Annotated in this window: 22 protein-coding genes and 1 tRNA gene; 3 read left to right on the top strand and 20 right to left on the bottom strand. The window is 57.6% G+C overall.

Annotated elements, in window-relative coordinates:
• Nucleotides 1–276 precede the first annotated feature (276 nt).
• The 12 genes from rpsO to ftsH all read right to left on the bottom strand — a co-directional run bounded on the left by rpsO (nucleotide 277) and on the right by ftsH (nucleotide 12,421).
• Nucleotides 277–546, bottom strand: coding sequence for a 30S ribosomal protein S15 (gene rpsO, locus Q669_RS03620; RefSeq protein WP_011786757.1), 270 nt, complete (start codon nucleotides 544–546; stop codon nucleotides 277–279).
• An 80-nt stretch (nucleotides 547–626) separates the two neighbouring features.
• Nucleotides 627–1,550, bottom strand: coding sequence for a tRNA pseudouridine(55) synthase TruB (truB, locus tag Q669_RS03615; RefSeq protein ID WP_022991286.1), 924 nt, complete (start codon nucleotides 1,548–1,550; stop codon nucleotides 627–629).
• Entirely contained in the window at nucleotides 1,547–1,978 is a 432-nt protein-coding gene (gene rbfA / locus Q669_RS03610; RefSeq protein WP_011786759.1) for a 30S ribosome-binding factor RbfA, read from the bottom strand. Before rbfA ends, truB begins: the two co-directional genes overlap by 4 nt.
• The gene (gene infB / locus Q669_RS03605) at nucleotides 1,978–4,524 is read right to left on the bottom strand and encodes a translation initiation factor IF-2 (protein ID WP_014422593.1); all 2,547 of its coding nucleotides are present in this window, start codon (nucleotides 4,522–4,524) and stop codon (nucleotides 1,978–1,980) included. Before infB ends, rbfA begins: the two co-directional genes overlap by 1 nt.
• A gap of 20 nt (nucleotides 4,525–4,544) precedes the next feature.
• Entirely contained in the window at nucleotides 4,545–6,038 is a 1,494-nt protein-coding gene (gene nusA / locus Q669_RS03600) for a transcription termination factor NusA (RefSeq protein ID WP_022991285.1), read from the bottom strand.
• Between the two features lie 54 nt (nucleotides 6,039–6,092).
• Nucleotides 6,093–6,554 carry a ribosome maturation factor RimP gene (gene rimP / locus Q669_RS03595; protein ID WP_011786762.1) on the bottom strand — a complete coding sequence of 154 codons (462 nt, stop codon included), beginning with the start codon at nucleotides 6,552–6,554 and terminating at the stop codon, nucleotides 6,093–6,095.
• A gap of 313 nt (nucleotides 6,555–6,867) precedes the next feature.
• Nucleotides 6,868–6,952: transfer RNA gene (locus Q669_RS03590), tRNA-Leu, on the bottom strand.
• An 8-nt stretch (nucleotides 6,953–6,960) separates the two neighbouring features.
• Nucleotides 6,961–7,344, bottom strand: a complete 384-nt coding sequence (secG, locus tag Q669_RS03585; RefSeq protein ID WP_014422594.1) for a preprotein translocase subunit SecG — start codon at nucleotides 7,342–7,344, stop codon at nucleotides 6,961–6,963.
• Between the two features lie 24 nt (nucleotides 7,345–7,368).
• Nucleotides 7,369–8,127, bottom strand: a complete 759-nt coding sequence (tpiA, locus tag Q669_RS03580; RefSeq protein WP_031211574.1) for a triose-phosphate isomerase — start codon at nucleotides 8,125–8,127, stop codon at nucleotides 7,369–7,371.
• A gap of 79 nt (nucleotides 8,128–8,206) precedes the next feature.
• Entirely contained in the window at nucleotides 8,207–9,550 is a 1,344-nt protein-coding gene (gene glmM / locus Q669_RS03575; protein WP_022991283.1) for a phosphoglucosamine mutase, read from the bottom strand.
• On the bottom strand, nucleotides 9,550–10,380 hold the full coding sequence (gene folP / locus Q669_RS03570; RefSeq protein ID WP_022991282.1) for a dihydropteroate synthase: 831 nt from the start codon (nucleotides 10,378–10,380) through the stop codon (nucleotides 9,550–9,552). Before folP ends, glmM begins: the two co-directional genes overlap by 1 nt.
• A gap of 97 nt (nucleotides 10,381–10,477) precedes the next feature.
• Nucleotides 10,478–12,421 (bottom strand): ATP-dependent zinc metalloprotease FtsH, encoded by a 1,944-nt coding sequence (gene ftsH / locus Q669_RS03565; protein ID WP_022991281.1) that lies wholly within the window; start codon nucleotides 12,419–12,421, stop codon nucleotides 10,478–10,480.
• A 279-nt stretch (nucleotides 12,422–12,700) separates the two neighbouring features.
• Here ftsH and yhbY point away from each other — a divergent pair, with 279 nt between their 5' ends.
• On the top strand, nucleotides 12,701–13,009 hold the full coding sequence (gene yhbY, locus Q669_RS03560; RefSeq protein ID WP_022991280.1) for a ribosome assembly RNA-binding protein YhbY: 309 nt from the start codon (nucleotides 12,701–12,703) through the stop codon (nucleotides 13,007–13,009).
• A gap of 78 nt (nucleotides 13,010–13,087) precedes the next feature.
• Here yhbY and greA read toward each other — a convergent pair whose 3' ends face one another.
• From greA to grpE, 7 genes are all read right to left on the bottom strand, one after another.
• Nucleotides 13,088–13,567: a transcription elongation factor GreA gene (gene greA, locus Q669_RS03555; protein ID WP_022991279.1), complete on the bottom strand. Its 480-nt coding sequence runs from the start codon at nucleotides 13,565–13,567 to the stop codon at nucleotides 13,088–13,090.
• A gap of 4 nt (nucleotides 13,568–13,571) precedes the next feature.
• A complete protein-coding gene (gene carB, locus Q669_RS03550; protein WP_022991278.1) occupies nucleotides 13,572–16,790 on the bottom strand; it encodes a carbamoyl-phosphate synthase large subunit in 3,219 nt (1,072 codons plus the stop codon).
• Nucleotides 16,791–16,872: 82 nt separating this feature from the next.
• Entirely contained in the window at nucleotides 16,873–18,003 is a 1,131-nt protein-coding gene (gene carA / locus Q669_RS03545) for a glutamine-hydrolyzing carbamoyl-phosphate synthase small subunit (RefSeq protein WP_022991277.1), read from the bottom strand.
• A 345-nt stretch (nucleotides 18,004–18,348) separates the two neighbouring features.
• On the bottom strand, nucleotides 18,349–19,152 hold the full coding sequence (dapB, locus tag Q669_RS03540; RefSeq protein WP_011786772.1) for a 4-hydroxy-tetrahydrodipicolinate reductase: 804 nt from the start codon (nucleotides 19,150–19,152) through the stop codon (nucleotides 18,349–18,351).
• Nucleotides 19,153–19,163: 11 nt separating this feature from the next.
• Nucleotides 19,164–20,288, bottom strand: a complete 1,125-nt coding sequence (gene dnaJ / locus Q669_RS03535) for a molecular chaperone DnaJ (protein WP_011786773.1) — start codon at nucleotides 20,286–20,288, stop codon at nucleotides 19,164–19,166.
• Between the two features lie 78 nt (nucleotides 20,289–20,366).
• Nucleotides 20,367–22,292 (bottom strand): molecular chaperone DnaK, encoded by a 1,926-nt coding sequence (gene dnaK, locus Q669_RS03530; RefSeq protein WP_022991275.1) that lies wholly within the window; start codon nucleotides 22,290–22,292, stop codon nucleotides 20,367–20,369.
• Between the two features lie 93 nt (nucleotides 22,293–22,385).
• Nucleotides 22,386–22,994, bottom strand: coding sequence for a nucleotide exchange factor GrpE (gene grpE / locus Q669_RS03525; RefSeq protein ID WP_036148710.1), 609 nt, complete (start codon nucleotides 22,992–22,994; stop codon nucleotides 22,386–22,388).
• 260 nt (nucleotides 22,995–23,254) lie between these two features.
• Between grpE and recN the strand changes: the two genes are divergently transcribed.
• Complete coding sequence (gene recN, locus Q669_RS03520; RefSeq protein WP_022991273.1) at nucleotides 23,255–24,934, top strand: DNA repair protein RecN; 1,680 nt, start codon at nucleotides 23,255–23,257, stop codon at nucleotides 24,932–24,934.
• Between the two features lie 54 nt (nucleotides 24,935–24,988).
• Here the strand turns inward: recN and fur are convergent, their stop codons facing one another.
• Nucleotides 24,989–25,408: a ferric iron uptake transcriptional regulator gene (fur, locus tag Q669_RS03515; RefSeq protein WP_014422607.1), complete on the bottom strand. Its 420-nt coding sequence runs from the start codon at nucleotides 25,406–25,408 to the stop codon at nucleotides 24,989–24,991.
• 122 nt (nucleotides 25,409–25,530) lie between these two features.
• On the opposite strand from fur, the gene Q669_RS03510 reads away from it, so the two are divergent.
• On the top strand, nucleotides 25,531–25,863 hold the full coding sequence (locus Q669_RS03510; RefSeq protein WP_022991272.1) for an outer membrane protein assembly factor BamE: 333 nt from the start codon (nucleotides 25,531–25,533) through the stop codon (nucleotides 25,861–25,863).
• Nucleotides 25,864–25,898 lie beyond the last annotated feature (35 nt).

Genomic DNA, 25,898 nt, shown 5'->3' with positions numbered 1-25,898 from the left:
CCAACAACTGCAGAAGTCTGATCAGTGAACCGAAAGGCAACCCGTCTGAAAGCTAACAGGCTGTTGCAAAACCCCGGCCAGAGTTCCCGGGCTTTTCAACAACCTGCTATCAATAGCGGCTTTCCATTGTGACAGGGAAAATCCTTCGGTTTCACAGACAAATCAACTGCAGCAAAAACGCTTCCTGCTTGTTCGGAATGAGCAAGGCAGGGAGCGGGAGAGAAGCACGGCTGAACCCGGGAACCCCCGGGCCAGCCATCAGGTCGCCAAACCGGATTAGCGACGCAGACCCAGACGCTGGATCAGTTCCAGGTAACGGTCAGCGTTCTTGCGCTTGAGGTAGTCCAGCAGCTTACGACGCTGGTTTACCATCCGGATCAGGCCGCGGCGGGAATGGTGATCCTGCTTGTTGGCCTTGAAGTGATCCTGCAGCTTGTTGATGTTGGCGCTCAGCAGAGCTACCTGAACCTCAGGGGAACCGGTATCGCCATCACCTTGCTGAAAATCTTTAACGATCTGAGCTTTCTCACTGGCAGACAGTGCCATATTTCACCTCATTGGTTGCGATGCATAAGTATTCAGCCGAACCGCGCATCTCTACAGCCCGGCTAATCAGCAAAAGGCGTTTACCGTTTGCTGTTCTTGACCAGACGGCGCGGCACCAGTTGAGTGCCATCGCCTTCCGGCAATGCTTCTGCCAGCCCCACAAAGGAATGCTCGCCATACAGGCGGACGAAACCTTCAAAGGGCTGACCCGGTATTCTAACCGGTTGTCCGTTCAAGATCGATACCAGCGGCACGCCGGACAATCGGTACTCGGGAAACATGGTGAGAGCGGTTTCCGGAGGCAGCAGCAGGCCATCCAGGCTTTCCCCACGCTCACGCATGGCTTCCAGGTCTTTGACATCGTGGGCATTTGCCAGGGTGTAACCGGATGCCAGGGTTCGGCGCAGAGCACTGACATGAGCACCGCAGCCCAGAACCTCCCCAATATCCTCAACCAGTGAGCGGATATACGTACCCTTGGTACAGGTAACCGCGAGATCCAGCTCCTGTTCCCGAACCGCCAACAATTTGAGCTCGTAAATGGTCACCGGCCTGGCCGGGCGCTCAATTTCGATGCCCTCGCGGGCGTATTCGTACAGTGGCCTGCCCTGATGCTTCAGAGCCGAGTACATGGAGGGCACCTGCTGAATGTCGCCACGGAACCGGGCCAACACGGCCTCCAGCTCATCCTCACTGAACTGGGGAACCGGCTTTTCCTCCACCACAGCCCCTTCACTGTCTCCGGTTTCTGTCCGGATGCCCAGGCGTGCGGTGGTGATATACGCCTTGTCGCTGTCCAGCATGGTCTGGGAGAACTTGGTGGCCTCACCAAAACACAGGGGCAGCACGCCAGTAGCGAGCGGATCAAGCGCACCGGTATGGCCGGCCTTCGCCGCACCATACAGGCGCTTGACCTGCTGCAGAATCCCGTTGGAGGTAACGCCCTGGGGCTTGTCGATCACCAGGATGCCGTTTACGTCACGGCCTTTGCGTCTTCGGCTCAAGCGTCACGCTCCGGGTTGTCGGAAACCGGGTCATCGTTGTCGTCCCGGGGCACGGCAGGCTTGTCGCCAACCGCTTCGCGGATCAGGCGATCCATCTTGCGGCTCTGCCCCAACAGCTTGTCGAAGTGAAACCGCAGATGGGGCACCACACGCAATTTCATGGCGCGACCAACCTGCCCGCGCAGAAACCCGGAGGCCTTGTTCAGTACCGTCAGGGAGTCCTGCACTTCGGGTGAATCTTCGGTGAGTTCCTCGGTGGACAGCAACGAAATATAGATATCGGCATAGCCGAGGTCACGGCTGACTTTCACATCATTAACCGTGACCATACCAACGCGAGGATCCTTCACCTCGCGCTGGATCAGCTGCGCCAGCTCTCGCTGCATCTGATCTCCGATGCGATCTACGCGACTGTATTCCCGTGCCATCAGGCCCCCGTGGACTCAAGCTGACGCTCAACACGGACGCGATCGAATACTTCGATCTGGTCGCCCACTTTCACGTCGTAGCCTTTAACACCGATACCACATTCCATACCGTTGCGAACTTCCGCCACATCGTCCTTGAAGCGACGCAGGGATTCCAGCTCGCCTTCAAAGATCACCACGTTGTCACGCAGTACGCGGATCGGCTTATTACGGTATACGGTGCCCTCAGTCACCATACAGCCAGCCACCTGACCGAATTTCGGCGAACGGAATACGTCACGCACATCGGCAATGCCCACGATATCTTCGCGGAATTCCGGCTTGAGCATGCCTGTCAAAGCCGCTTTCACATCATCAATCAGGTTATAGATGATGCTGTAATAGCGCAGATCCAGACCTTCCTGCTCAACCAGACGCTTGGATGCGGTATCCGCACGCACGTTGAAGCCGAAAATAACGGCGTTGGTGGCCATGGCCAGGCTGACGTCGGTCTCGGCGATACCGCCAACACCAGACGAAACAATTTTCACCTGAACCTCGTCGTTACCCAGGTCCTGCAGAGCCTTGGTAATGGCTTCCAGAGAACCACGCACGTCGGTCTTGAGCACAACGTTGAGGGTCTTGACCTCGTCCTTGCCCATATTCTCGAACATGTTCTCGAGCTTGGCAGCTTGCTGGCGCTGGAGACGTTGCTCACGCTCACGGGTCTGACGGAATTCAGCCAGCTCTTTGGCTTTTTTCTCGTCTGCCACAGCGAAGAATTCGTCACCGGCGTCTGGCGTGCCGTTCAGGCCCAGAATCTCGACCGGAATCGACGGGCCGGCTTCTTTCACCTGGCGCCCGGCTTCGTCGGTCATGGCGCGCACCTTACCGAAGAAGGAACCGGCCACCACCATGTCGCCCTGGCGAAGCGTACCGTTCTGAACCAGCACGGTAGCAACAGAACCACGGCCGCGTTCCAGGCTGGATTCAACCACAACACCTTTCGCCGCTGCATCCGGGGACGCTTCCAGCTCAAGGATTTCAGCCTGCAGCAAGACGGCTTCCAGCAGGTCATCGATGCCCATACCGGTGTGTGCAGAAACAGGTACGAACTGAACGTCGCCGCCCCAGTCTTCCGGAATGACTTCCAGAGCTGAAAGCTCGTTCTTGATGCGGTCCGGATCGGCTTCTTCTTTGTCCATCTTGTTGATGGCAACCACGATCGGTACGCCGGCAGAACGGGCGTGCTCAACGGCTTCCTTGGTTTGAGGCATAACACCGTCGTCGGCTGCCACCACCAGGATAACGATGTCGGTACACTGGGCACCACGAGCACGCATGGCGGTAAACGCGGCGTGGCCCGGGGTATCCAGGAAGGACACCATGCCGTGTTCAGTTTCTACATGGTAAGCACCAATGTGCTGGGTAATACCACCGGATTCACCGGCAGCAACCTTGGCGCGGCGGATATGGTCCAGCAGTGAGGTCTTACCATGGTCAACGTGACCCATAACACTGACAACCGGCGCGCGCTTGATCTTCTCTTTGCCTTCGTCCGGGCCGGTGATTTCGCTCAGGACTTCCTCTTCGAAAGCATCCTCGCTCACCGCTTTCGGCTTGTGGCCCAGCTCTTCGGTAACCAGGATCGCCGTTTCCTGATCCAGCGCCTGATTGATGGTTGCCATCACCCCCATACCCATCAGGGTCTTGATAACATCAGCGGACTTGACGGCCATGCGCTGGGCGAGATCACCAACGGTGATGGTTTCCGGAATCTGTACTTCTCTGACCATGGGCTTTGTGGGCCTCTCGAAAGCATGACGCTTTTCTTTCGGTTTCTTTTTGGCCCGCAGCGGCTTGCGAAGAGTGGTTTCCTCTTCGTCTTCGCTCAGTACTACCGGTTCTTCTACCGGACGGCTGCGAGGACCGCGATGGCCAGCCTGCTTCTTCTTCGGCTTGCCTTCTTCAATATCATCGCCGCGCTCACGCACCTTCTCTTTTTTCTTCTTCGGCTTGCGATCCCGACCTTCATCCTCAGGCGGAGGCATGGGAATATCCTCCGGCGCGATGGCAGGCTCTGCGGATTCTGCAGCAGGTTCCGGAGCAGCCTTGGCTTCGGTTTCCGCTGCGGCCGGAGCTTCCGTTTCGGGGGCTTCGGCAGGTGCAGCTTCCGCTGCGACCTTCGGCGTTTCTTCCACCGGTGCCTGCTCTTCGGCCGGTGCCTGTACCGGCTCTTCCGCTACCGGCGCCTCAGCTTCCGGCTCAGGTTGCAGCTCTGCACGCTTGATATAGGTGCGGCGCTTGCGCACTTCTACGTTGACAGTCTTGGCCTTGCCGGCCTTAAGCGTCGTCGTGGTCTTGCGCTTGAGTGTAATCTTCCGCGGTTCAGCTTCCGCCTCGCCATGGTTTTTTCTCAGATAGGCCAGCAACTGCTGCTTCTCATCGCTGGTGACAGCGTCGTTTTCGCTGCGGGCTTTCAGGCCCGCTTCCACGATCTGCTTCAGCAAACGATCCACGGGAGCGCCTACATCTGCGGCCAGTTGTTTTACCGTTACTTCAGCCATACTGGTCCTCCTCTCCCGAATCAGGCCTGGTCTTCAAACCAGGGTGCGCGCGCAGTCATAATCAACTGACCAGCACGCTCTTCATCCATACCTTCAATTTCGAGCAGCTCATCAATCGACTGCTCCGCCAGATCTTCCATTGTGCGCACGCCCATGCCGGCAAGCTTGAATGCCAGCGCCCGGTCCATGCCCTCCATGTTCAGAAGATCGTCTTCGGGCTCAGCGCCCTCCAGGGCTTCTTCACTTGCCAGCGCCTGGTTCAGCAATACGTCTTTGGCACGACGGCGCAATTCAGTGACGGTTTCCTCGTCAAAGCCCTCAATCGCCAGCATTTCTTCCATCGGTACGTAGGCCACCTCTTCAATGGAGGTAAAGCCTTCCTCGATAAGAACACCGGCAAATTCTTCATCAACATCCAGATGAGCGGTAAAGTGTTCAAGCAGGCGGTTGTATTCCTGCTCCTGGCGCTCACCGGCTTCTTCTTCCGTCATCACGTTCAGGGTCCAACCGGTCAGCTCGGTAGCCAGACGAACGTTCTGGCCGTTCCGGCCAATGGCCTGCGCCAGGTTATCTTCGGCAACGGCTACATCCATGGTGTGACGGTCTTCATCCATGACAATGGAGGCGACCTCAGCAGGCGCCATCGCGTTGATGACCAACTGAGCCGGGTTATCGTCGTAAAGCACGATATCCACACGCTCACCGCCCAGCTCATTAGACACTGCCTGTACGCGGGAGCCCCGCATACCAACACAAGCGCCAACCGGATCAATACGGCGGTCGTTGGTCTTCACCGCAATCTTGGCCCGGGAGCCCGGATCGCGAGCGGCACCGCGAATCTCGATCAGTTCCTCGGCAATCTCGGGAACCTCGATGCGGAAAAGCTCGATCAGCATTTGCGAATCGGTACGGCTCAGAATCAGCTGTGGTCCGCGATGATCGGTGCGAATCTCCAGCAGCAGAGCACGAACGCGGTCGCCCATCCGGAAGGTTTCACGGGGAATCAGGTGCTCACGGGGAAGCAGAGCTTCTGCGTTGCCACCCAGATCCACAATCACATTGTCCCGGGTCACCTTCTTGACGGTACCGGACACCAGCTCACCGATACGATCGCGGTAGCTGTCGACAATCTTCATGCGCTCGGCTTCGCGCACTTTCTGGAAGATGATCTGCTTGGCCGCCTGGGCACCAATGCGCCCGAACGCCACAGACTCCACCTTCTCTTCGTACATATCACCCGGCTTCAGATTGGTGTCGATCTCTTCCGCTTCCTGCAGGGTCAGCTCAGTGCCCAACGCAGGAACGGCATCATTATCGACCACCAGCCAGCGGCGGAAGGTTTCGTATTCTCCGGTGCGGCGATCAATGGCAACCCGGATATCCGCCTCTTCGTCTTCATAACGTTTCTTGGCAGCGGTAGCGAGTGCGAGTTCAATCGCCTCGAAAATCACATCCTTCTCGACACCTTTCTCGTTCGAGACGGATTCCACTACCAGCAAGATCTCTTTACTCATGGGATTGCCCTGCCCTCAAAATAAACGATACATCTATAGATTTATTCGAATGTGTCACTCGAAAACCGGCACGATGTTGGCTTTTTCGATACTGTCGAAGGGCAACAGGTATTCGTGGTCATCTACTACAACTACCACGTCGTCGCCCTCCACCCCTTTGATCAGGCCCAGGAATTTGCGCCGGCCCTCAAACGCCATACGCAGCTTGATCTGCACTTTATGACCAATAAATGCCTCGTACTGCTCCAGCCGGAACAGCGGCCGGTCCATACCGGGCGAAGACACTTCCAGCGTATATTCTGTCTGGATGGGGTCTTCCACATCCATTACCCCGCTGACCTGACGACTGACTTTCTCGCAGTCGTCGATCGCGATGCCGTTCTCGGCATCATCAATAAACACCCGAAGCTTGGAATGGTGTCCATGGGAGCGGAATTCAATTCCCCAGAACTCATAACCCAGACCCTCGACCACCGGGCGCAGGATGTCTTCCAGTTGTTTCAGTTTGGCTGACAAGTGTCGCCGCCTCCGTTTCCGAATTTTCAGGGTACAAAAACAAAAAAAGGGCTGTTAATCAGCCCTTTTATGCACCAGGGCCCTTTGCGCCAGGCCCCTTAATCAAAAAGCCCCTGAAACATGGGGCCTTTTGTTGCAAGAATTCGCAAAGCGCCAACCCTTTCAAGCGCTCTGCCGACAGACACCTGGCCTGCCTGGAAGCCTCGATGCTCGCAGGCTCCAATATCCGCGGGAGTATAGTGACGCCACGCGGACTGGTCAAGGACTGACCAAAAAAAACGGCCTGGGTTTGCCAAGCCGTCTTCTTTTAATATGGTGCCCGGGGCCGGACTCGAACCGGCACAGCTTTCGCTACCACCCCCTCAAGATGGCGTGTCTACCAGTTTCACCACCCGGGCATCATTCTTTACTCGAGTTCGGGGAGCGCGTCCCCACCCTCGGATTCGCTGTTAGCTGCAGGCTCATCAGCAGAGGGAGCCTGCTCAGCTTGCGCACCTGCCTGAGACGATTCCTGAACAACCGGAATACCTGCCTCGCCAGCCACTTCGGCGCGCTGCTTGGCAAAAATTGCCAGCGAAAAACTTGTCACAAAAAAGATAACCGCCATAAAAGTGGTCATCCGCGTCAGGAAGCTTCCGCTGCCCTGACTACCAAACACGGTCTGGGACGCACCACCACCGAAAGCCGCTCCGGCGTCTGCACCCTTGCCCTGCTGGATCAGAACCAGGCCCACCAGCGACACGGCGATCACGACGTGAACAACAACTACCAGTGTTTCCAACCAATCCATACAGACTCTCGTAAACGTGTCGGCTTAGACACCTGCCGGGAAAGACCGGCAAATGCTGATAAATTCTTCGGCCTTCAACGATGCACCACCGATGAGACCGCCATCAATATCCGGCTCTGCAAACAAAGCGGCCGCATTATCCGCTTTTACACTGCCGCCGTAAAGTACCGAAATCTCATTAGCCGGTGCATTCATACCATCCAGCACCTTGCGGATTTCCGAATGCATGGCCTGGGCATCGTCTGCTGTCGCGGTTTTTCCGGTTCCGATAGCCCAGACCGGCTCATACGCCACAACAACCCTGGACCACTGATCATCAGCCACAACTGACAACCCACTGCGAACCTGCTCGGCAACCACCGCTTCGGCTTGACCGGCTTCCCGCTCTGCGAGCGTTTCACCTACACACAGCACCGCAACCAAGCCACTCAACAGAACCTGCTCAACCTTGGCGGCTGCCACAGAATCCGTCTCACCGAACAACTGCCGGCGCTCGGAATGCCCCACCAGCACATAACCACACCCCATATCGCGGGCCATTTCGGCGGAGATTTCTCCGGTGTATGCGCCAGATTGCCACTGGGACACGTTCTGTGCACCGGTAGTGATCCGCCCACCTCCCTGCTCGGCAACCTGGCCCAGATAGATCGCAGGAGGGATAATAACCACCTCCACATCTTTGCCAACATTACCGGACTGCTCGCAAATTGCGCCAACCAGCTGTTTCACCAGATCTTTCGACCCGTTCATTTTCCAGTTTCCGGCAACAATTCTGCGACGCATCTCTGTCCTCGACAGTCCCGAGCAAAAGGGAGGCGGAACTATACAGCAGTCACCCGCGGTACACAACCACCCTTCGAAATCAGGGTGTTGAACGCTCCACCACCAGAGCAAGCTCTTCCACCACCCGGGTAATATCGTCCGCGCTCTGACCCTCGGCCATCACTCTGATCAGCGGCTCGGTGCCGGATGCCCGCAGCAGAATGCGCCCGGCATCACCCAGCGAAGCCTCTGCCCGCGCCATGGCCTCAACAATATCCGCCCTACCCAACGGATCAAACCGTTCGGCAACGCGTACGTTGATCATTTTCTGCGGCAGCTTGCTCATGCCTGCCCGTAGCTCTCCCATGGTCTTGCCGGACTTCCGCACTGCCAGCAGAACCTGCAACGCAGAGACAATACCGTCACCCGTGGTGGTGCAATCCCGGATGACCATATGCCCGGAACCCTCGCCTCCAATCAGCCAGTTATTGGCCAACAGGCGCTCCATCACATAACGATCGCCAACCTTGGCCCGCTCGAACTCGACGCCGATTTCGCGCAGAGCCAACTCAACACCAAGGTTGGTCATTAACGTACCAACCACACCACCGTTCAGCCGTCCTTCTGCCTGGCGCTGGGAAGCCAGGATATACAACAGTTCGTCGCCATCCACTTCGGAACCATCACGATCCACCATCAACACCCGGTCGCCGTCACCGTCGAAGGCAATACCAAGATCAGCCTTTTTCTCGGCAACCGCCTGTTTCAGCGCGCCCAGATGGGTAGAGCCAACATTCAGGTTGATGTTCAGGCCATCTGGCTCCGCGCCAATCACCGTCACTTTCGCCCCCAGCTCACGGAACACTTTGGGCGCCACGTGGTAGGTAGCACCGTGAGCACAGTCAAGCACCAGGTGCATGCCGTCGAGAGTAAACTCGTTTGGCACGGTACTTTTGCAGAACTCCACATAGCGACCGGGCGCATCGTCTACCCGGCTCGCCTTGCCCAACTCTTCCGGCTCACACACTTCGATAGGCTGGTCCAGCCAGCGCTCAATCTCGGCTTCCAGGGCGTCGTCCAGTTTGGTACCGGCAGAAGAAAAGAATTTGATGCCGTTATCATGATGAGGGTTGTGGGATGCACTGATGACAATTCCGGCAGATGCCCGGAAAGTTCGCGTGAGGTAGGCAATAGCCGGTGTCGGCATCGGCCCCAGCAACTTCACATCAACACCCGCCGCGGCCAGACCAGCCTCCAGCGCCGATTCGAACATATAGCCGGACAAACGGGTATCCTTGCCGATCAGTACGCTGTTGCGCTGGCCCGCACGCTTGAATGCCTTCCCCGCAGCCCAACCCAGATGCAGCATGAACTCCGGCGTAATCGGACTGTCTCCGACCCGGCCACGAATGCCATCGGTACCAAAGTATTTGCGCTGGGTCATCAGATTGCCTCCTTCACTGCCGTTACGATCCTGACGGCGTCCACAGTTTCCCTAACGTCGTGCACCCTGAGGATGCTCGCCCCTTTCATGGCCGATATTGTCGCGGCAGCGAGGCTGGCCGGCAACCTTTCATTCACATCACGACCGGTGACCGCACCCAGCATGGATTTTCGCGAGACCCCGACAAGCAATGGGTGCCCGAGAATATGCAACTGCTCAAGGGTGGCGAGCAGTTGATAGTTATGCTCCACGCTTTTGCCGAAGCCAAAACCGGGATCAAGAATAATGTTATCGGCACGAATACCGGCCTGCTCAGCCACTCGCATACGCTCCGTCAGAAAAGAGCTGACTTCCCGCCGCACATTCCGGTACCGAGGATCGTCCTGCATGGTATCCGGCTCACCCTGGATGTGCATGATGCAGACCGGAATGCCGGCCTTTGCCGCCACTTCGGGCGCGCCTTCCCGCTGCAGGGCGCGGACATCGTTGATCAGGCCAGCACCCAGTCGGGCAGTTTCGGCCATCACCACCGGATTGCTGGTATCCACCGAAATCACGGTATCCAGCTCTTTGGCAATGGCTTCAACTACCGGACACACGCGGTCCAGCTCTTCCTGGGTCGACACTTCAGTTGCACCGGGGCGAGTCGATTCACCGCCTACGTCAATGAAAGTAGCCCCATCGCTCACCATCTGCCGGGCCCGCACGAGTGCAGCCTCCCTGGAATTAAAGTGTCCGCCATCGGAAAACGAGTCGGGGGTGACGTTCAGAATGCCCATCACGTGGCACCGAGACAGATCCAGTTCGCGACCGGCAAAGTTCATTTTCATAACGCGACTTCCACAGGCAGAGTTTTCGGAGAGGCAAAAACAAACGCCGCCCGGGGGCCCGGGCGGCGCATTCAGTTACTCAGGCTTTGACGGCGAGTCAGTGCTCGCCGGCAGGACGCCCTACGCCGGGCTGCCGGCCGTCGTCGGAGCTTCTGGGCTCCGGCGCCTGCTCAGGCTCTTCGGCTTTGACGCCCCCGGCAGGACCACTGTCACCCCAGTTCTTGGGTGGACGAGGCTCCTTGCCAGCCATGATGTCGTCAATCTGGTAACGATCGATGGTTTCATACTTCATCAGCGCTTCGGCCATCATGTCCAGCTTGTCCCGGTTATCAATCAGGATCTGCTTGGCCTTTTCGTAGCACTCATCAATGATATTGCGAACTTCCTCATCAATCCGCTGGGCAGTCTCTGGCGAGTACACCGTGTGCGCCTGCCCCGCAGAGCGACCAAGGAAGGGTTCCTCACTGTCTGTGTCATACTGGAGAGGACCAAGTTTCTCGGACAGCCCCCAGCGGGTCACCATATTCCGGGCCAGGCTTGTCGCCCGCTCGATGTCGTTGGACGCACCAGTGGTGACACCATCAAAACCCAGGGTCAGCTCTTCGGCGATACGGCCACCAAACAGACTACAGATCGAGCTGGTCAGATAGCGCTTGGAGTGGCTGTACTTGTCCTCTTCCGGGAGGAACATGGTCACGCCCAGGGCGCGGCCACGAGGAATAATACTCACTTTATAGACCGGGTCATGCTCAGGCATCAGACGGCCCACAATCGCGTGCCCCGACTCGTGGTAAGCCGTATTCCGCTTTTCCTTTTCGCTCATCACCATGGACTTGCGCTCGGCGCCCATCATGATCTTGTCCTTGGCCAGCTCCAACTCTTCCATGGAGACCAGGCGCTGATTACGACGGGCCGCAAACAGCGCAGCTTCGTTGACCAGGTTGGCAAGATCGGCACCGGAGAAGCCCGGCGTGCCCCGCGCAATCACCGCAGGATCAATACCGTCGGCCAGCGGCACTTTTTTCATGTGCACTTTCAGAATCTGCTCACGGCCAATGATGTCTGGCAGGCTCACCACCACCTGGCGATCAAACCGGCCAGGGCGCAACAGCGCCGGGTCCAGCACGTCCGGACGGTTGGTGGCGGCAATAACGATAACGCCTTCATTGCCTTCGAAGCCGTCCATTTCCACCAGCAACTGGTTGAGGGTCTGCTCACGTTCGTCGTGACCACCGCCCATACCAGCACCGCGGTGACGGCCAACCGCATCGATCTCATCGATGAAAATAATGCAGGGGCTCTGTTTTTTCGCCTGCTCGAACATGTCGCGAACACGGGAGGCACCCACGCCCACAAACATTTCTACAAAGTCGGAGCCGGAGATAGAGAAGAACGGCACCTTGGCCTCGCCCGCGATGGCCTTGGCAAGCAGGGTTTTACCGGTACCGGGAGGGCCCACCATCAATACGCCCTTCGGGATGCGACCACCAAGACGCTGGAACTTGCTGGGATCCCGAAGGAAATCCACCAGCTCTTTCACGTCTTCCTTGGCTTCGTCGACACCCGCGACATCGGAAAATGTGGTTTTGATCTGGTCTTCACTCATCAGGCGCGCTTTGCTCTTGCCGAACGACATGGGGCCTTTGCCGCCACCGCCGCCCTGCATCTGGCGCATGAAGAACACGAACAATGCGATGATGATCAGAATCGGGAACGCGGCTACCAGCAGCTGCGTCCACAGGCTCTGGCGCTCGGGCTCCTTGCCGATCACTTCGACGTTGTTGGCGAGCAGGTCATCCATCAGCTTGTTGTCAGACACCTGCGGCCGGATGCTCTGGAACTGGGAGCCGTCGTTGCGGACACCCTGCACCTGCAGACCATCAATGGTCACCTGCCGTACCTGGCCCTGCTGGACCATCTCGACAAACTGGGAATAGTTAACTTGTTGGCCAGTGGTGGTGGGAGAGAAATTCTGAAACACCATCAGCAGCACAGCGGCTATGATTAGCCAGAGAACCAGATTTTTTGCCATATCGTTCAAGGATCATCACCTGTGAATTGCAGGATCAGCGCCTGAAGGCCGCCAACCCTTTTCCGACACCTTACACCAATTGTACGCCGGTAAACCAGAAACGGCCCATCCGGAACCGATCGCGATACTACCTATATGGGACGCCATGACCGGAATTACAACACCCTCTGTAAGTGAATACGGCCATTTGTCATGAGTCGCTATCTGTTACAATCGCTGAATTATACGTGGTTGCCAGCGGATTCACCGCTGACCTTTTGTTAATTGCACCTATTAAGAGATTACATCATGAGTCTGTCACCGGAACAGCGCCGGGAATACCGGGCTATTGCCCACAACCTGAAGCCCGTCATCATCGTTGGCGACAAAGGCCTGTCTGAAGGGCTGCAGGAGGAACTGGACCGTGCCCTGAACGACCATGAGCTGATCAAGATCAAAGTCGCCAGCCAGGATCGCGAAGTCCGCCAGGAAGCCATTCAGGCTCTGTGCGAAAGCTCCGGCGCAGAACTGGTCCAGACGATCGGTAAAATCGCCGTCATTCTGCGTCGTGCGAAGAAACCGAACCCCAAGCTGTCGAATCTGCTGCGCAACAAATAAGCGTAAGCTGAGACGCGAAAAAGCCGGCCTGGTTCCCCAGAGCCGGCTTTTTCTTTATGCCCGATCAGCACAACCGAGTCAGATATATTCCACTTCGGAAATCTCGTACTCCACGGTACCGGAGGGGATACGGATAGCCACCACATCCCCTTCGTTCTTACCAATCAGCGCGCGGGCGATCGGCGAGGACACCGACAGCTTGCCTGCCTTGATGTCGGCCTCATCTTCACCCACGATCTGGTAAGTAACCTCTTCGTCGGTTTCCATGTTGACCAGATGCACAGTGGTGCCGAAGATCACCTTGCCGGTATTCTCCATGGTGGTCACATCAATCACCTGGGCCACGGACAGCTTGCCTTCGATTTCCTGAATGCGACCTTCGATAAAGCTCTGCTGCTCCCGGGCCGCATGATACTCAGCATTTTCCTTCAGATCGCCGTGCTCACGGGCATCGGCAATGGCCGCGATCACCCGCGGCCGATCTTCGGACTTCAGCTTTTTCAGCTCCTCACGCAGACGGTCTTCGCCCGTCTTGGTCATCGGTACTCTGTCAGCCATAGCCTTACTTTCCTGCGTGTAGTTCCTGGAGGCGACGAACGGTGCGCTCCGGGCCAAACTTGATGGCCCGGCAGAAGGCTTCGCCACCTGCCAGTGTGGTTGTGTAGGTTACTTTGGTCTGCAAGGCAGACTGGCGAATCTGCGCCGAATCAGAAATCGCCTTGCGACCTTCCGTAGTATTGATAATCAGCTGAACCTGACCATTCTTGATGGCATCGACAATGTGCGGACGACCCTCGCGAACCTTGTTCACCCGCTCAACGGCGATACCTTCGGCTTCCAGCGCCTTGGCGGTGCCAGTGGTGGCAATAATCCTGAAGCCAGCATCCACCAGGTCGCGGGCAACACTGGCCGCACCCGGCTTGTCGACATCGCGCACCGACATGAAGGCCACGCCCTGGGCCGGCAAGCGCTCGCCCACGGCCAGAGCGGCCTTGGCAAAGGCTTCATCAAAGCTGTCGCCCAGGCCCATCACCTCACCGGTGGATTTCATTTCCGGCCCGAGGATCGGGTCCACGGCCGGGAACTTGTTGAACGGGAACACCGACTCTTTAACGGCGTAGTAGGTCGGCACGATTTCCTGAGTAAAGTTCAGTTCTTTCAGGCTCTTGCCGGACATCACCCGGGCCGCAACCGCGGCCAGAGACACCCCGATAGCCTTGGACACAAACGGCACGGTCCGTGAGGCACGCGGGTTCACTTCGATCACGTAGATCTCACCATCCTGATAGGCCAGCTGCACGTTCATCAGGCCGATAACATCCAGCTCGATGGCCATTTTCTTCACGGCCTCGCGCATCTCGTCCTGCACCTGCTTGCTCAGGCTGTAGGGCGGCAGGGAGCAGGCGGAATCACCAGAGTGAACACCAGCCTGCTCAATGTGCTGCATGATACCGCCGATCACAACATCAGTGCCGTCACTGATCGCATCAATATCGACCTCGATGGCAGCATTCAGGAAGTGATCAAGCAGAACCGGACTGTCATTGGAGACCAGCACCGCGTTACGCATGTAGCGCACCAGTTCGGTTTCGTCATAGACGATCTCCATGGCCCGGCCACCCAGCACGTACGACGGGCGCACCACCAGCGGGTAGCCAATCTCGCGGGCAGCCACGATGCCTTCCTCGTGGCTGCGCACAGTGGCGTTTTCCGGCTGCTTCAGACCCAGGCGCTGGATCATCTGCTGGAAGCGCTCGCGGTCTTCGGCGCGGTCAATGGCGTCCGGACTGGTGCCGATAATGGGCACACCGGCGGCTTCCAGGCCACGCGCAAGCTTCAGCGGAGTCTGACCGCCGTACTGGACGATTACGCCCTTGGGCTTCTCGACGTTGATGATTTCCAGCACGTCTTCCAGGGTGATCGGCTCAAAATACAACCGGTCGGAGGTGTCGTAATCAGTCGACACGGTCTCCGGGTTGCAGTTGATCATGATGGTCTCGTAGCCATCCTCACGCATGGCCAGAGCCGCGTGCACACAGCAGTAGTCGAATTCGATGCCCTGACCGATCCTGTTGGGGCCACCGCCGATGACCACAATTTTCTCACGGTCTGATGGCTCCGCCTCGCACTCTTCCTCGTAAGTGGAGTACATATAGGCAGTGTCGGAGGCAAATTCAGCCGCACAGGTATCCACGCGCTTGTACACCGGGCGGATGCCCAGGTCGTGGCGCAGCTTGCGCAGGCTGACTTCGGAAATGCCCAGCAGTTTGGCCAGGCGGGCATCGGAGAAGCCCTTGCGCTTGAGGCGGAACAGGGTGGCCTTGTCGATATCGGCCTTACCGGCCGACTTGAGGGCCTGTTCTTCGCGCACGATGTCCTCGATCTGCACCAGGTACCAAGGGTCTACCTTGGTGTGGCGGAACACTTCGTCCACGGTCATGCCGGCGCGGAACGCATCGCCGATGTACCAGATACGCTCGGCACCAGGCACGTTCAGCTCCCGGGTCAGGGTTTCGCGGCTGTTCTCGGAGTCCAGATCTTCCAGCTTTTCATCGAAGCCTTCGGAACCCACTTCCAGGCCACGCAATGCCTTTTGCACCGATTCCTGGAAGGTCCGACCAATGGCCATAACCTCACCGACAGATTTCATCTGAGTGGTCAGGCGGGCGTCGGCCTGGGGGAATTTTTCGAAGGTAAACCGGGGAATCTTGGTAACCACGTAATCAATGGACGGCTCGAACGAGGCCGGGGTGACGCCGCCGGTGATTTCATTCTGCAGTTCATCCAGGGTGTAACCCACCGCCAGCTTGGCCGCCACCTTGGCGATCGGGAAGCCGGTGGCCTTGGACGCCAGTGCGGATGAACGCGACACCCGGGGGTTCATCTCGATCACCACCATGCGGCCGGTGTCCGGATTAATGCCGAACTGCACGTTGGAACCGCCGGTTTCCACACCAATCTCACGCAGCACCGCCAGGGAGGCGTTCCGCATGATCTGGTATTCCTTGTCGGTGAGGGTCTGGGCCGGGGCCACCGTAATGGAATCACCGGTGTGCACGCCCATGGCGTCGAAGTTCTCGATGGCGCAGACGATGATGCAGTTGTCGTTCTTGTCGCGAACAACTTCCATCTCGTACTCTTTCCAGCCGATCAGGGATTCGTCGATCAACAGCTCGTTGGTCGGCGACAGGTCCAGGCCACGAGTACAGATTTCCTCGAACTCGTCCTTGTTGTAGGCGATACCGCCGCCGGAACCACCCATGGTGAACGATGGACGGATGATGCACGGGAAGCCGATGTCTTCGGAGATCTTCCAGGCTTCGTCCATGGAATGAGCGATGGCCGCACGCGGGCACTCCAGACCGATTTTCTTCATGGCCTTGTCGAAGCGGTCACGGTCTTCGGCTTTGTCGATAGTGTCGGCGTTGGCGCCGATCATTTCAACGCCATGCTTCTCCAGCACGCCGTGCTTTTCCAGGTCCAGCGCACAGTTCAGTGCAGTCTGACCACCCATGGTGGGCAGCAGGGCGTCCGGCTGTTCCTTTTCGATGATCTTTTCGACCGTCTTCCAGGTGATCGGCTCGATGTAGGTGGCATCGGCCATGGCCGGGTCGGTCATGATGGTGGCCGGGTTGGAGTTCACCAGGATCACCCGGTAGCCCTCTTCGCGCAGCGCCTTACAGGCCTGGGCTCCGGAGTAGTCGAATTCGCACGCCTGCCCGATCACGATGGGGCCGGCGCCCAGGATCAGGATGCTTTTAATGTCGGTACGTTTTGGCATGTCTTGGTAAACCTGTCAGCAACTTTTGAATTCTTGCAGCGCGGTATTCAGCGCCGGTGAGCTATCGTTGATGGCCTTGCCCTCAGGCAGATCGCGCTTCCATCAGCTGGATAAACTCGTCAAACAGCGGAGCCACATCATGGGGCCCCGGGCTGGCTTCCGGGTGACCCTGAAAGCTGTAGGCCGGCTTATCGGTGCGGCGAATGCCCTGCAGAGTGCCGTCAAACAGCGATTTGTGAGTCGCTTCCACATTGGCGGGCAGGGTTGTTTCATCCACAGCAAAGCCGTGGTTCTGACTGGTAATCATCACAGTGCCTTTGGCAATGTCCTGCACCGGATGGTTGGCACCGTGGTGGCCGTGGCCCATTTTCATGGTTTTTGCACCACTGGCCAGGGCCAGCAACTGGTGGCCCAGGCAGATGCCGAATACCGGAATCTCGGTTTCCAGCACTTCCTGAATGGCCTTGATAGCATAGTCGCAGGGCTCGGGATCACCCGGGCCATTGGACAGGAAGATGCCATCGGGCTTCATCGCCAGTACATCAGAGGCCGGGGTTTGCGCGGGCACGACGGTGATCTCGCAACCGCGGGCCGCGAGCATCCGCAGAATGTTGTATTTTACGCCGTAATCCCAGGCCACCACCTTGAACTTGTCTTCGGAGCGGTCACTGTAGCCGTTTACCAGATCCCACTCGGCCTGGTTCCACTGGTAGGCTTCGCTGCAGGTGACTTCTTTGGCCAGGTCCATGCCCTTGAGGCCGGGAAACGCGTTAGCCAGTTCCAGTGCGCGTTCGACAGTGGCGCTTTCACCAGCGACGATGGCGCCATTCTGGGAGCCCTTGTCCCGGAGGATGCGGGTCAGTCGGCGGGTGTCGATGTCCGCAATGCCAACAATGTTGTTGCTTCGCAGGTAGTCATCAAGGCTACCCTTGTTTCGCCAGCTGCTGGCGAGCAGGGGCAGATCCCGGATGATCAGGCCAGCGGCCTGGATGCGGTCGGATTCTACGTCTTCTTCGTTAACACCGGTGTTGCCAATGTGCGGATACGTCAGGGTAACGATCTGGCGGGAGTAGGACGGGTCGGTCAGGATTTCCTGGTAGCCGGTCATGGCAGTGTTGAACACTACCTCGCCGCTGGTTTCTCCGTCTGCGCCGATGGCGGTGCCGTAGAAGAGGCTTCCGTCTGCGAGTGCAAGGATTGCTGGTGTGCTCAAGGCTTGTATCCTCATCGAGTGGCGTAAGTTCGTCACGAACAGGAACGCAAGCGCATAATCTCAGGTTGCAAAAAAGCGAGACAAGGTAAAAACCCGGTCCCGCTTTTATAAACTTTTCAAAGGTACGCTTGGTGCAGTCAAATCGCCTTATTGTAAGCGATTTTGGCGGTTTTTGTCCACGCCGAATTGCTCCCGGCCTGACGCAAACTCCGGCCACGGGAGCAGGGCACCTTCCCGAAAACCGCTACGAGCACTTCCATGTGCGCTTCTCTCCGGCCATCCATGGCCTCCGACATTTTCGGGAAGGTGCCCTGCTCCCGCAGCCTCTGAGCATGCTATTCAATCTCAGTTTTTCAGGCTCAAAACGTCCTGCATGTCATAAAGACCAGCCGCCTTACCCTCAAGCCACAACGCCGCCCGCATGGCACCTTTTGCGAAAGTCATCCGACTGCTCGCCTTGTGGGTAATTTCGATGCGCTCACCCTCCGTTGCAAACAGTACCGTGTGATCGCCCACCACATCGCCGGCACGGATGGTTTCGAAGCCGATTTCCTTGCGGGTGCGTTCGCCGGTGAAGCCTTCGCGGCCATAGACCGCACACTCTTTCAGGTCGCGGCCGAGGGCATCAGCCACCACTTCGCCCATGCGCAGGGCAGTACCTGAGGGAGCGTCTTTTTTGTGGCGGTGGTGGGCTTCGATGATTTCCACGTCGTAGTCATCACCCAGGGTTGCGGCGGCGGTGCGCAGCAGGTTGAGGACGACGTTGACGCCCACGCTCATGTTGGGCGCAAAGACGACTGGAGCATTTTCAGCCGCCAGGGCCAGTTGCTCTTTTTCGGCGTCGGTCATGCCGGTGGTGCCGATCACCAGCATTTTGCCGTTGGCGCTGCAAAACTTCGCGTTTTCCAGGGTCAGGTCCGGGAAGGTGAAGTCCACCAGTACGTCGAAGTCGTCTTTGACGTCGTCCAGGCTGGCGGCCATTTTTACGCCGGTTTTGCCGATGCCGGTCATTTCACCGGCGTCGGCGCCAATCAGACTGCTGCCCGGCTCGACGATGGCAGCGCCGAGCTCAAGGCCTTCGGTACCGTCGACCGCTTCGATCAGCACTTTACCCATGCGCCCGGCGGCGCCGATGATCGCTACCCTCATCTGCTCTACCCTCAGAATTTCATTTCGTCGAAGAAGTTTTTCACACCCTCAAACCATGAGGTTTTCTTGGGGGCATGATGAGTTCCGTTGTTACCATCCAGGGTTTGCTGGAATTCTTCCAGCAGCTCCTTCTGGCGCTTGGTGAGATTCACCGGCGTTTCCACAATCACCCGGCACAACAAATCACCAGCCGGGCCACCGCGGACCGGGCTGACGCCTTTGTTACGCAGACGGAACAGTTTGCCAGTCTGGGTCTCAGGCGGAATCTTGAGCTTTACCCGACCATCCAGCGTTGGCACTTCCAGCTCGCCACCCAGGGTGGCGTCGACGATGCTGATGGGCACTTCGCAGTAAAGATTGCGACCGTCACGGGTGAAAATGGAATGCTCACGAACGGCGACCTGTACGTAAAGGTCTCCAGGAGGCCCTCCGTCTACACCCATCTCACCTTCGCCGGACAGGCGAATACGGTCGCCAGTATCAACACCTGGCGGCACCTTGACGGAGAGGGTTTTCTCCTGGCGCACCCGACCCTGGCCATGACAGCTCTTACACGGGTTCTTGATGATCTGGCCGGAGCCGCGACAGGTAGGACAGGCTTGCTGTACGGTGAAGAAGCCTTGCTGCATCCGTACCTGCCCCATGCCCTGACAGGTGCCGCAAGTTTCCGGGCGGGAGCCTTTTTCGGCGCCACTACCATCACAGGCTTCACATTCTTTATGGCCAGGGATGTTGATCTTGACGGTTTTGCCTTTAACGGCCTCTTCCAGATCCAGCTCCAGGGTGTAGCGCAGATCTGCACCGCGGGTGGTGCGGCCACGGCCTCCGCCACCAAAAATATCGCCGAACACATCACCAAAGATGTCAGAGAAGCTGGCGCCACCACCGCCAAAGCCGCCGCCGGCCTGACCGTCTACGCCGGCATGACCAAACTGGTCGTAGGCGGCGCGCTTACTGGAGTCCGCCAGGATTTCGTAGGCTTCGCTGGCCTCTTTGAATTTGGTCTCGGCATCCTTGTCATCCGGGTTACGGTCCGGGTGGTACTTCATGGCGAGCTTTCGATACGCCCGCTTAATTTCCTTTTCGTCCGCATCCCGGGAGATCCCGAGTACTTCGTAATAATCGCGCTTGGCCATGCTTCAAAACCCTGTTTTTATAACGAGGAAAACGCGAGCCCGGCCCGCGTTTCCCCAACTACTTGATGTACTTCGGAATTACTTCTTGTCGTCGTCTTTGACTTCCTCGAACTCGGCATCGACGGCGTCGTCAGCACTCTTTGCCTGACCTTCTTCCTGGCCACCGGCCTGCTGAGCCTGGTCGGCCTGATCCGCGTACATCTTCTGGGCCAGCTCAGAGGACACTTCGGTCAGCTTCTGAGTCTTGGCTTCGATCGCTTCCTTGTCAGAACCCTCGAGGGCCTCTTCCAGATCCTTGATGGCGGCCTCGATGGACTCCTTCTCGCTGTCGGAGACCTTGTCGCCGGCCTCACTCAGGGTCTTGCGCACGGCGTGTACCATGGCATCACCCTGGTTACGGGCCTGGACAAGCTCTTCGAACTTGCGGTCTTCCTCGGCGTTGGCCTCGGCGTCGCGCACCATCTTCTCGATTTCCTCATCGCTCAAGCCAGAAGAGGCCTTGATCACGATGGACTGCTCTTTACCGGTCGCCTTGTCTTTGGCAGACACGTTCAGGATACCGTTGGCATCAATATCGAAGGTTACTTCGATCTGCGGCACGCCGCGCGGTGCCGGCGGAATGTCGGTCAGATCGAAACGACCCAGAGACTTGTTCTGTGCCGCCTGCTTACGCTCACCCTGAACCACGTGAATGGTCACTGCAGTCTGGTTGTCATCCGCTGTAGAGAAGATCTGCGATTTCTTGGTCGGAATCGTGGTGTTCTTCTCGATCAGCGGAGTGGCCACGCCACCCATGGTTTCGATACCCAGGGTCAGCGGGGTTACGTCCAGCAGCAGCACGTCTTTCACGTCGCCAGACAGTACCGCGCCCTGAATCGCAGCACCCATGGCTACGGCCTCGTCCGGGTTCACGTCTTTACGCGGCTCTTTGCCGAAGAACTCTTTTACTTTCTCTTGCACCAGCGGCATACGGGTCTGACCACCGACCAGAATAACCTCGTCGATTTCACTAGCCTTCATGCCCGCATCCTGAAGAGCCACCTTACAGGGCTCCAGACTGCGCTGAACCAGGTCTTCCACCAGCGACTCCAGCTTGGCACGGGTCAGCTTCACGTTCATGTGCTTGGGACCAGACGCATCTGCAGTGATGTACGGCAGGTTTACGTCGGTCTGCTGGCTGCTGGAGAGCTCGATCTTGGCCTTCTCGGCCGCCTCTTTCAGACGCTGCATGGCCAGAGAGTCGCCGCGAAGATCGATGCCGCTGTCTTTCTTGAACTGGTCGGCCAGATATTCAATCACTTTCAGGTCGAAGTCTTCACCGCCCAGGAAAGTGTCACCATTAGTGGCCAGTACTTCGAACTGGTGCTCGCCGTCTACGTCCGCAATTTCGATGATGGACAGGTCGAAGGTACCACCACCCAGATCGTATACAGCAACTGTGCGGTCACCGCCCTTCTTGTCCAGACCATAGGCCAGGGCAGCCGCGGTCGGCTCGTTGATGATCCGCTTCACTTCCAGACCGGCGATCTTGCCGGCATCCTTGGTGGCCTGGCGCTGGGAGTCGTTGAAGTAAGCCGGCACGGTGATAACCGCTTCGGTTACCTTTTCGCCCAGGTAGTCTTCTGCAGTCTTCTTCATTTTCTTCAGAACTTCTGCAGACACCTGCGGCGGCGCCATTTTCTGCCCCTTCACCTCAACCCAGGCGTCACCGTTGTCTGCCTTGGCGATTTTATAGGGCACCATCTTGATGTCTTTCTGAACCACGTCATCTTCAAAACGACGACCAATCAGTCGCTTGATGGCGTACAGAGTGTTGTGCGGGTTGGTCACCGCCTGACGCTTGGCTGACTGGCCAACCAGAGTCTCGTTGTCATCGGTGTAGGCGATGATGGACGGAGTGGTGCGATCACCCTCTGCGTTTTCAATTACCTTTACCTTGTCGCCATCCATGATGGCCACACAGGAGTTTGTGGTTCCCAGGTCGATACCAATAATCTTGCTCATCGAATCACTCCAAATCTTTCTGAATGCTGTTCCGGAGAAAGCCTACCCCGGCCTTTGCTGTTTAATCGCTATATTGGCGCTCTGCTCGACTTTTCAAGCCTGCTCGTCGATTTTTGGCGCATCTTCTGCCTTGGCCACTACGACCATCGCCGGACGAACCACCCGGCCATTAAGCAGATAACCTTTCTGCACAACCGCAACCACGCTGTTAGGCTCGGCATCCGGCGCCGGCACCATGGACATGGCTTCGTGCTGCTGCGGATCGAACGGCTCACCCACCGGGTTGAGCTGTTCAACGTTGAATTTCTTCAGGCTGTTCTTGAACAGCGTCAGGGTCATTTCCACACCTTCGCGAATGGACGCAACCAGCTCGCCTGCGTTTTCGTGACCCTCGGTGCTTTCGACCGCCTTCTCCAGACTGTCAGCCACCGGCAACAGCTCTTTCACAAACTTCTCGAGCGCAAACTTGTGAGCTTTTTCCACATCAATCTCGGCCCGGCGACGGACATTCTGCATCTCCGCCTGTGCCCGCAAGGCCTGCTCCTGGTACTCCTGCAATTTCTGCTGCAGCACATCCAGCTCGGAGCCCTGCTCCGGTGACTGCTCGGCATCCTGGTTACCTGCAGCCTGCCCTTCCGCCGCAGCTTCTGCTGCCTCGTTGCGTTCTTCTACCTGTTCGTTGCGCTTTTCGTCAGCACTCATGACAACTCCTGATAACGTTTTCACGGCCACGGAGGCCTGCAGAAATAACCACTCCCGCTTGTGCAGAAAGCAGGAAAGAATCGCTTTGCGAACCGATATGGGGCCCGCTTCCCGGGTTTCAACCGTCACCCACGCAATCTTTGATGTTTTCATCATTTCCTGTTTGCAAACCGGAAAAACACTGTATATATTCACAGCAACTGTATGAACGAACAGTGGTCAGAGTTATTACTTGCTCAAGAACGAGCGGAGGTTGCGGCATGCTCACACAACTCACGGTATCGAACTACGCCATTGCAGAAAGGGTTGAACTCCAGTTCAACCGCGGTATGACAGCCCTGACAGGGGAAACCGGCGCCGGCAAGTCGATTGTGCTTGATGCCCTTGGCCTGGCCATGGGAGGCCGGGCCGATGCCGGCGCTGTTCGCCATGGCGCCAAGCGTGCCGACATTACCGCCAGCTTCGATATATCCCGCATCCCCGAAGCCCGGTCCTGGCTGGACAGCCATGAGCTGGACGACAAGGACGATTGCATCCTGCGCCGGACCATCAGCAAGGACGGCCGCTCCAAGGCATTCATTAATGGCCAGCCCTGCCCGCTGTCACAATTGAAAGAACTGGGCGGCCTGCTGATGGATATCCACAGTCAGCACCAGCATCAATCCCTGCTGCGCAAGGAAACCCACCGAAAGCTGCTGGACGAGTTCGCCGGCGCGGAAAGCCTGGCCGACGAAACCCGATCTGCATGGAAAGCCTGGCACCAGACGCGTCAGAAACTACAGCAACGCCAGCACAATGCTGATGAGGCCGAGGCCCGTTTACAGCTGCTGCGCTATCAGGTGGAAGAGCTGGACAGGTTGGCGCTGGGCGAGGACGAACAGACAACCCTGGAAGCCGAACAGGCACAGCTCAGTCAGGCCGACGCCGTACTTCACAGCAGCCACCAGGCCGCCCTGCTATGCACTGAAGATGAGGTTTCGGCCGCAGACCTGGTGCGCCAGGCACTGCACCAACTGGAGCAACTGCCGGTTGATGTCCCGGCACTGACCGACACCATCCAGATGCTGAACGAAGCACAGATTCAGATTTCAGAAGCCGGCGACAACCTGCGCCGCTTCGTAGACGACTACGAAGCCGACCCGGTCCGACTGAACGAAGTGGAAGAACGGCTCAGCGCCATTTATCAGATGGCGCGCAAACACCGGATCACCCCGGAGGAGTTGCCGGAGTTGCATCAACGCCTGAGCCAGGAGCTGGCCGAACTGGATGGCGGTGAAGGCAGCCTGGAACAGCTTCAGGCCGAGCTGGAAAACCTGCGGGCACGGTTTGACGCCCTGGCCACCAAGCTGACAGAAACACGCCGGAATGCCGCCATCGAGCTCGACCAGCGAATCGCCCGGGAGTTGGCACAATTGAGCATGCCATCGGTGCAGTTTGTCAGCCACCTGAGCCGGAACAGTGATGATGAACCTGCCCCTCACGGCATGGAAGAGGTGGAATTCCTGGTGAGTGCCAACCCGGGCCAACCCGCCCGATCGTTGGCCAAGGTGGCTTCCGGCGGTGAACTTTCCCGCATAAGCCTGGCCATTCAGGTGGTTGTGGCACAAACCTCCACCACACCGACGCTGGTATTCGATGAGGTGGATGTCGGCATCGGTGGCGGCACTGCGGAGGTCGTAGGCCGCCTGTTGAGATCACTCGGCGAGAATGGCCAGGTACTGTGCGTCACGCACCTGCCGCAGGTGGCGGCCCAGTGCCATCAGCATTTGTTCGTCAGCAAATTTACCGAGAAAGACGCGACCTATTCACGCATCGAATCCCTGGATGACCAGGGGCGGATCAGCGAAGTCGCAAGGATGCTTGGCGGAGTGGACATGACAGAACAGACCATAGCCCATGCCCGGGAGATGTTTGTAAAGGGCCAGGCAACCCATCACTAATCCCCCTCTCGTTTCGGAGAGCTTCTGGGCCAGCCTTGTCGCTGGCCCTTTTTTTTACTTCTTATCGGACTTCAGTGGCTTCACGTAAAGGATCAGGCTGTGATCGACAATCTCATAGCCGTGCTCTGCCGCAATCTTCTGCTGGCGCTCCTCGATAACCTCATCGACGAACTCAACAACTTCGCCAGTCTGGGTGCAAACCATGTGGTCGTGATGATCATCACCGGCCATCTCGAACACCGCGTGACCGCCTTCGAAATTATGACGTAACACGAGGCCTGCAGCTTCGAACTGGGTCAGCACCCGGTAGACTGTCGCCAGGCCCACGTCATCGCCCTGGTCCAGCAGCTTTTTATAAACGTCTTCAGCACTCAGGTGGTGTTCTTCGGCATTCTCAAGGATATTGAAGATCTTGACCCTTGGCAGAGTAACCTTCAGACCGACTTTTCGTAATTCGGCGTTTTCAGATGACATGTTACCATTCGCTCTTTGGTGTGCCTAACGGCTTCCGGTATGATGAAGCCGCAGTACGACGGATGACCCGTTTCACACCTGCTCAACGCAGGCGAATTCAAGATAGAGGATTTCCCCCGGCGATGCAAAAGCTCCCCGCTATCGTTCTTATTAGCATTTTATCCTTGTCCGGCTGTGTTTTTCCGGGCGTTTACAAAATCAATGTCCAGCAGGGCAACATTGTCACCGATGAGGAGCTGACGGAACTGTCCGAGGGCATGCCCAGAAGTCAGGTTCACGCGCTGCTGGGAAGCCCGTTGATGTTGAACCCCGTCGACCCGTCCCGGGAATACTATGTTTACACCTTTCAGCGCCGGGGCAACGAGATCGAAGAACAGCGCATCATCGTTTACTACGAGAATGATCAGCTGAGCCACTACGAAGCCCAGCTCCTGGAAGAAACACCAGCCTACTAGCGCTTACGCTTTCTTCCTGAATCCGTGACTTCAAC

The sequence above is a fragment of the Marinobacter sp. C1S70 genome (assembly GCF_000475355.1).
Taxonomy (GTDB): Bacteria; Pseudomonadota; Gammaproteobacteria; order Pseudomonadales; family Oleiphilaceae; genus Marinobacter; species Marinobacter nauticus.
The sequence above is the reverse complement of the archived record's forward strand: the minus strand, read 5'-3'. Positions and strand labels throughout refer to the sequence as shown.

What these genes read in the sequence shown, in the direction of transcription:
- rpsO (WP_011786757.1), bottom strand. Translation starts at nt 546, where the DNA reads ATGGCACTGTCTGCCAGTGAGAAAGCTCAGATCGTTAAAGATTTTCAG.
- fur (WP_014422607.1), bottom strand. Translation starts at nt 25,408, where the DNA reads ATGTCATCTGAAAACGCCGAATTACGAAAAGTCGGTCTGAAGGTTACT.
- recN (WP_022991273.1), top strand. Translation starts at nt 23,255, where the DNA reads ATGCTCACACAACTCACGGTATCGAACTACGCCATTGCAGAAAGGGTT.
- dnaJ (WP_011786773.1), bottom strand. Translation starts at nt 20,288, where the DNA reads ATGGCCAAGCGCGATTATTACGAAGTACTCGGGATCTCCCGGGATGCG.
- secG (WP_014422594.1), bottom strand. Translation starts at nt 7,344, where the DNA reads ATGGATTGGTTGGAAACACTGGTAGTTGTTGTTCACGTCGTGATCGCC.
- carB (WP_022991278.1), bottom strand. Translation starts at nt 16,790, where the DNA reads ATGCCAAAACGTACCGACATTAAAAGCATCCTGATCCTGGGCGCCGGC.
- infB (WP_014422593.1), bottom strand. Translation starts at nt 4,524, where the DNA reads ATGGCTGAAGTAACGGTAAAACAACTGGCCGCAGATGTAGGCGCTCCC.
- tpiA (WP_031211574.1), bottom strand. Translation starts at nt 8,127, where the DNA reads ATGCGTCGCAGAATTGTTGCCGGAAACTGGAAAATGAACGGGTCGAAA.
- dnaK (WP_022991275.1), bottom strand. Translation starts at nt 22,292, where the DNA reads ATGAGCAAGATTATTGGTATCGACCTGGGAACCACAAACTCCTGTGTG.
- Q669_RS03510 (WP_022991272.1), top strand. Translation starts at nt 25,531, where the DNA reads ATGCAAAAGCTCCCCGCTATCGTTCTTATTAGCATTTTATCCTTGTCC.
- nusA (WP_022991285.1), bottom strand. Translation starts at nt 6,038, where the DNA reads ATGAGTAAAGAGATCTTGCTGGTAGTGGAATCCGTCTCGAACGAGAAA.
- glmM (WP_022991283.1), bottom strand. Translation starts at nt 9,550, where the DNA reads ATGACCCAGCGCAAATACTTTGGTACCGATGGCATTCGTGGCCGGGTC.
- yhbY (WP_022991280.1), top strand. Translation starts at nt 12,701, where the DNA reads ATGAGTCTGTCACCGGAACAGCGCCGGGAATACCGGGCTATTGCCCAC.
- folP (WP_022991282.1), bottom strand. Translation starts at nt 10,380, where the DNA reads ATGAAAATGAACTTTGCCGGTCGCGAACTGGATCTGTCTCGGTGCCAC.
- rbfA (WP_011786759.1), bottom strand. Translation starts at nt 1,978, where the DNA reads ATGGCACGGGAATACAGTCGCGTAGATCGCATCGGAGATCAGATGCAG.
- greA (WP_022991279.1), bottom strand. Translation starts at nt 13,567, where the DNA reads ATGGCTGACAGAGTACCGATGACCAAGACGGGCGAAGACCGTCTGCGT.
- grpE (WP_036148710.1), bottom strand. Translation starts at nt 22,994, where the DNA reads ATGAGTGCTGACGAAAAGCGCAACGAACAGGTAGAAGAACGCAACGAG.
- dapB (WP_011786772.1), bottom strand. Translation starts at nt 19,152, where the DNA reads ATGAGGGTAGCGATCATCGGCGCCGCCGGGCGCATGGGTAAAGTGCTG.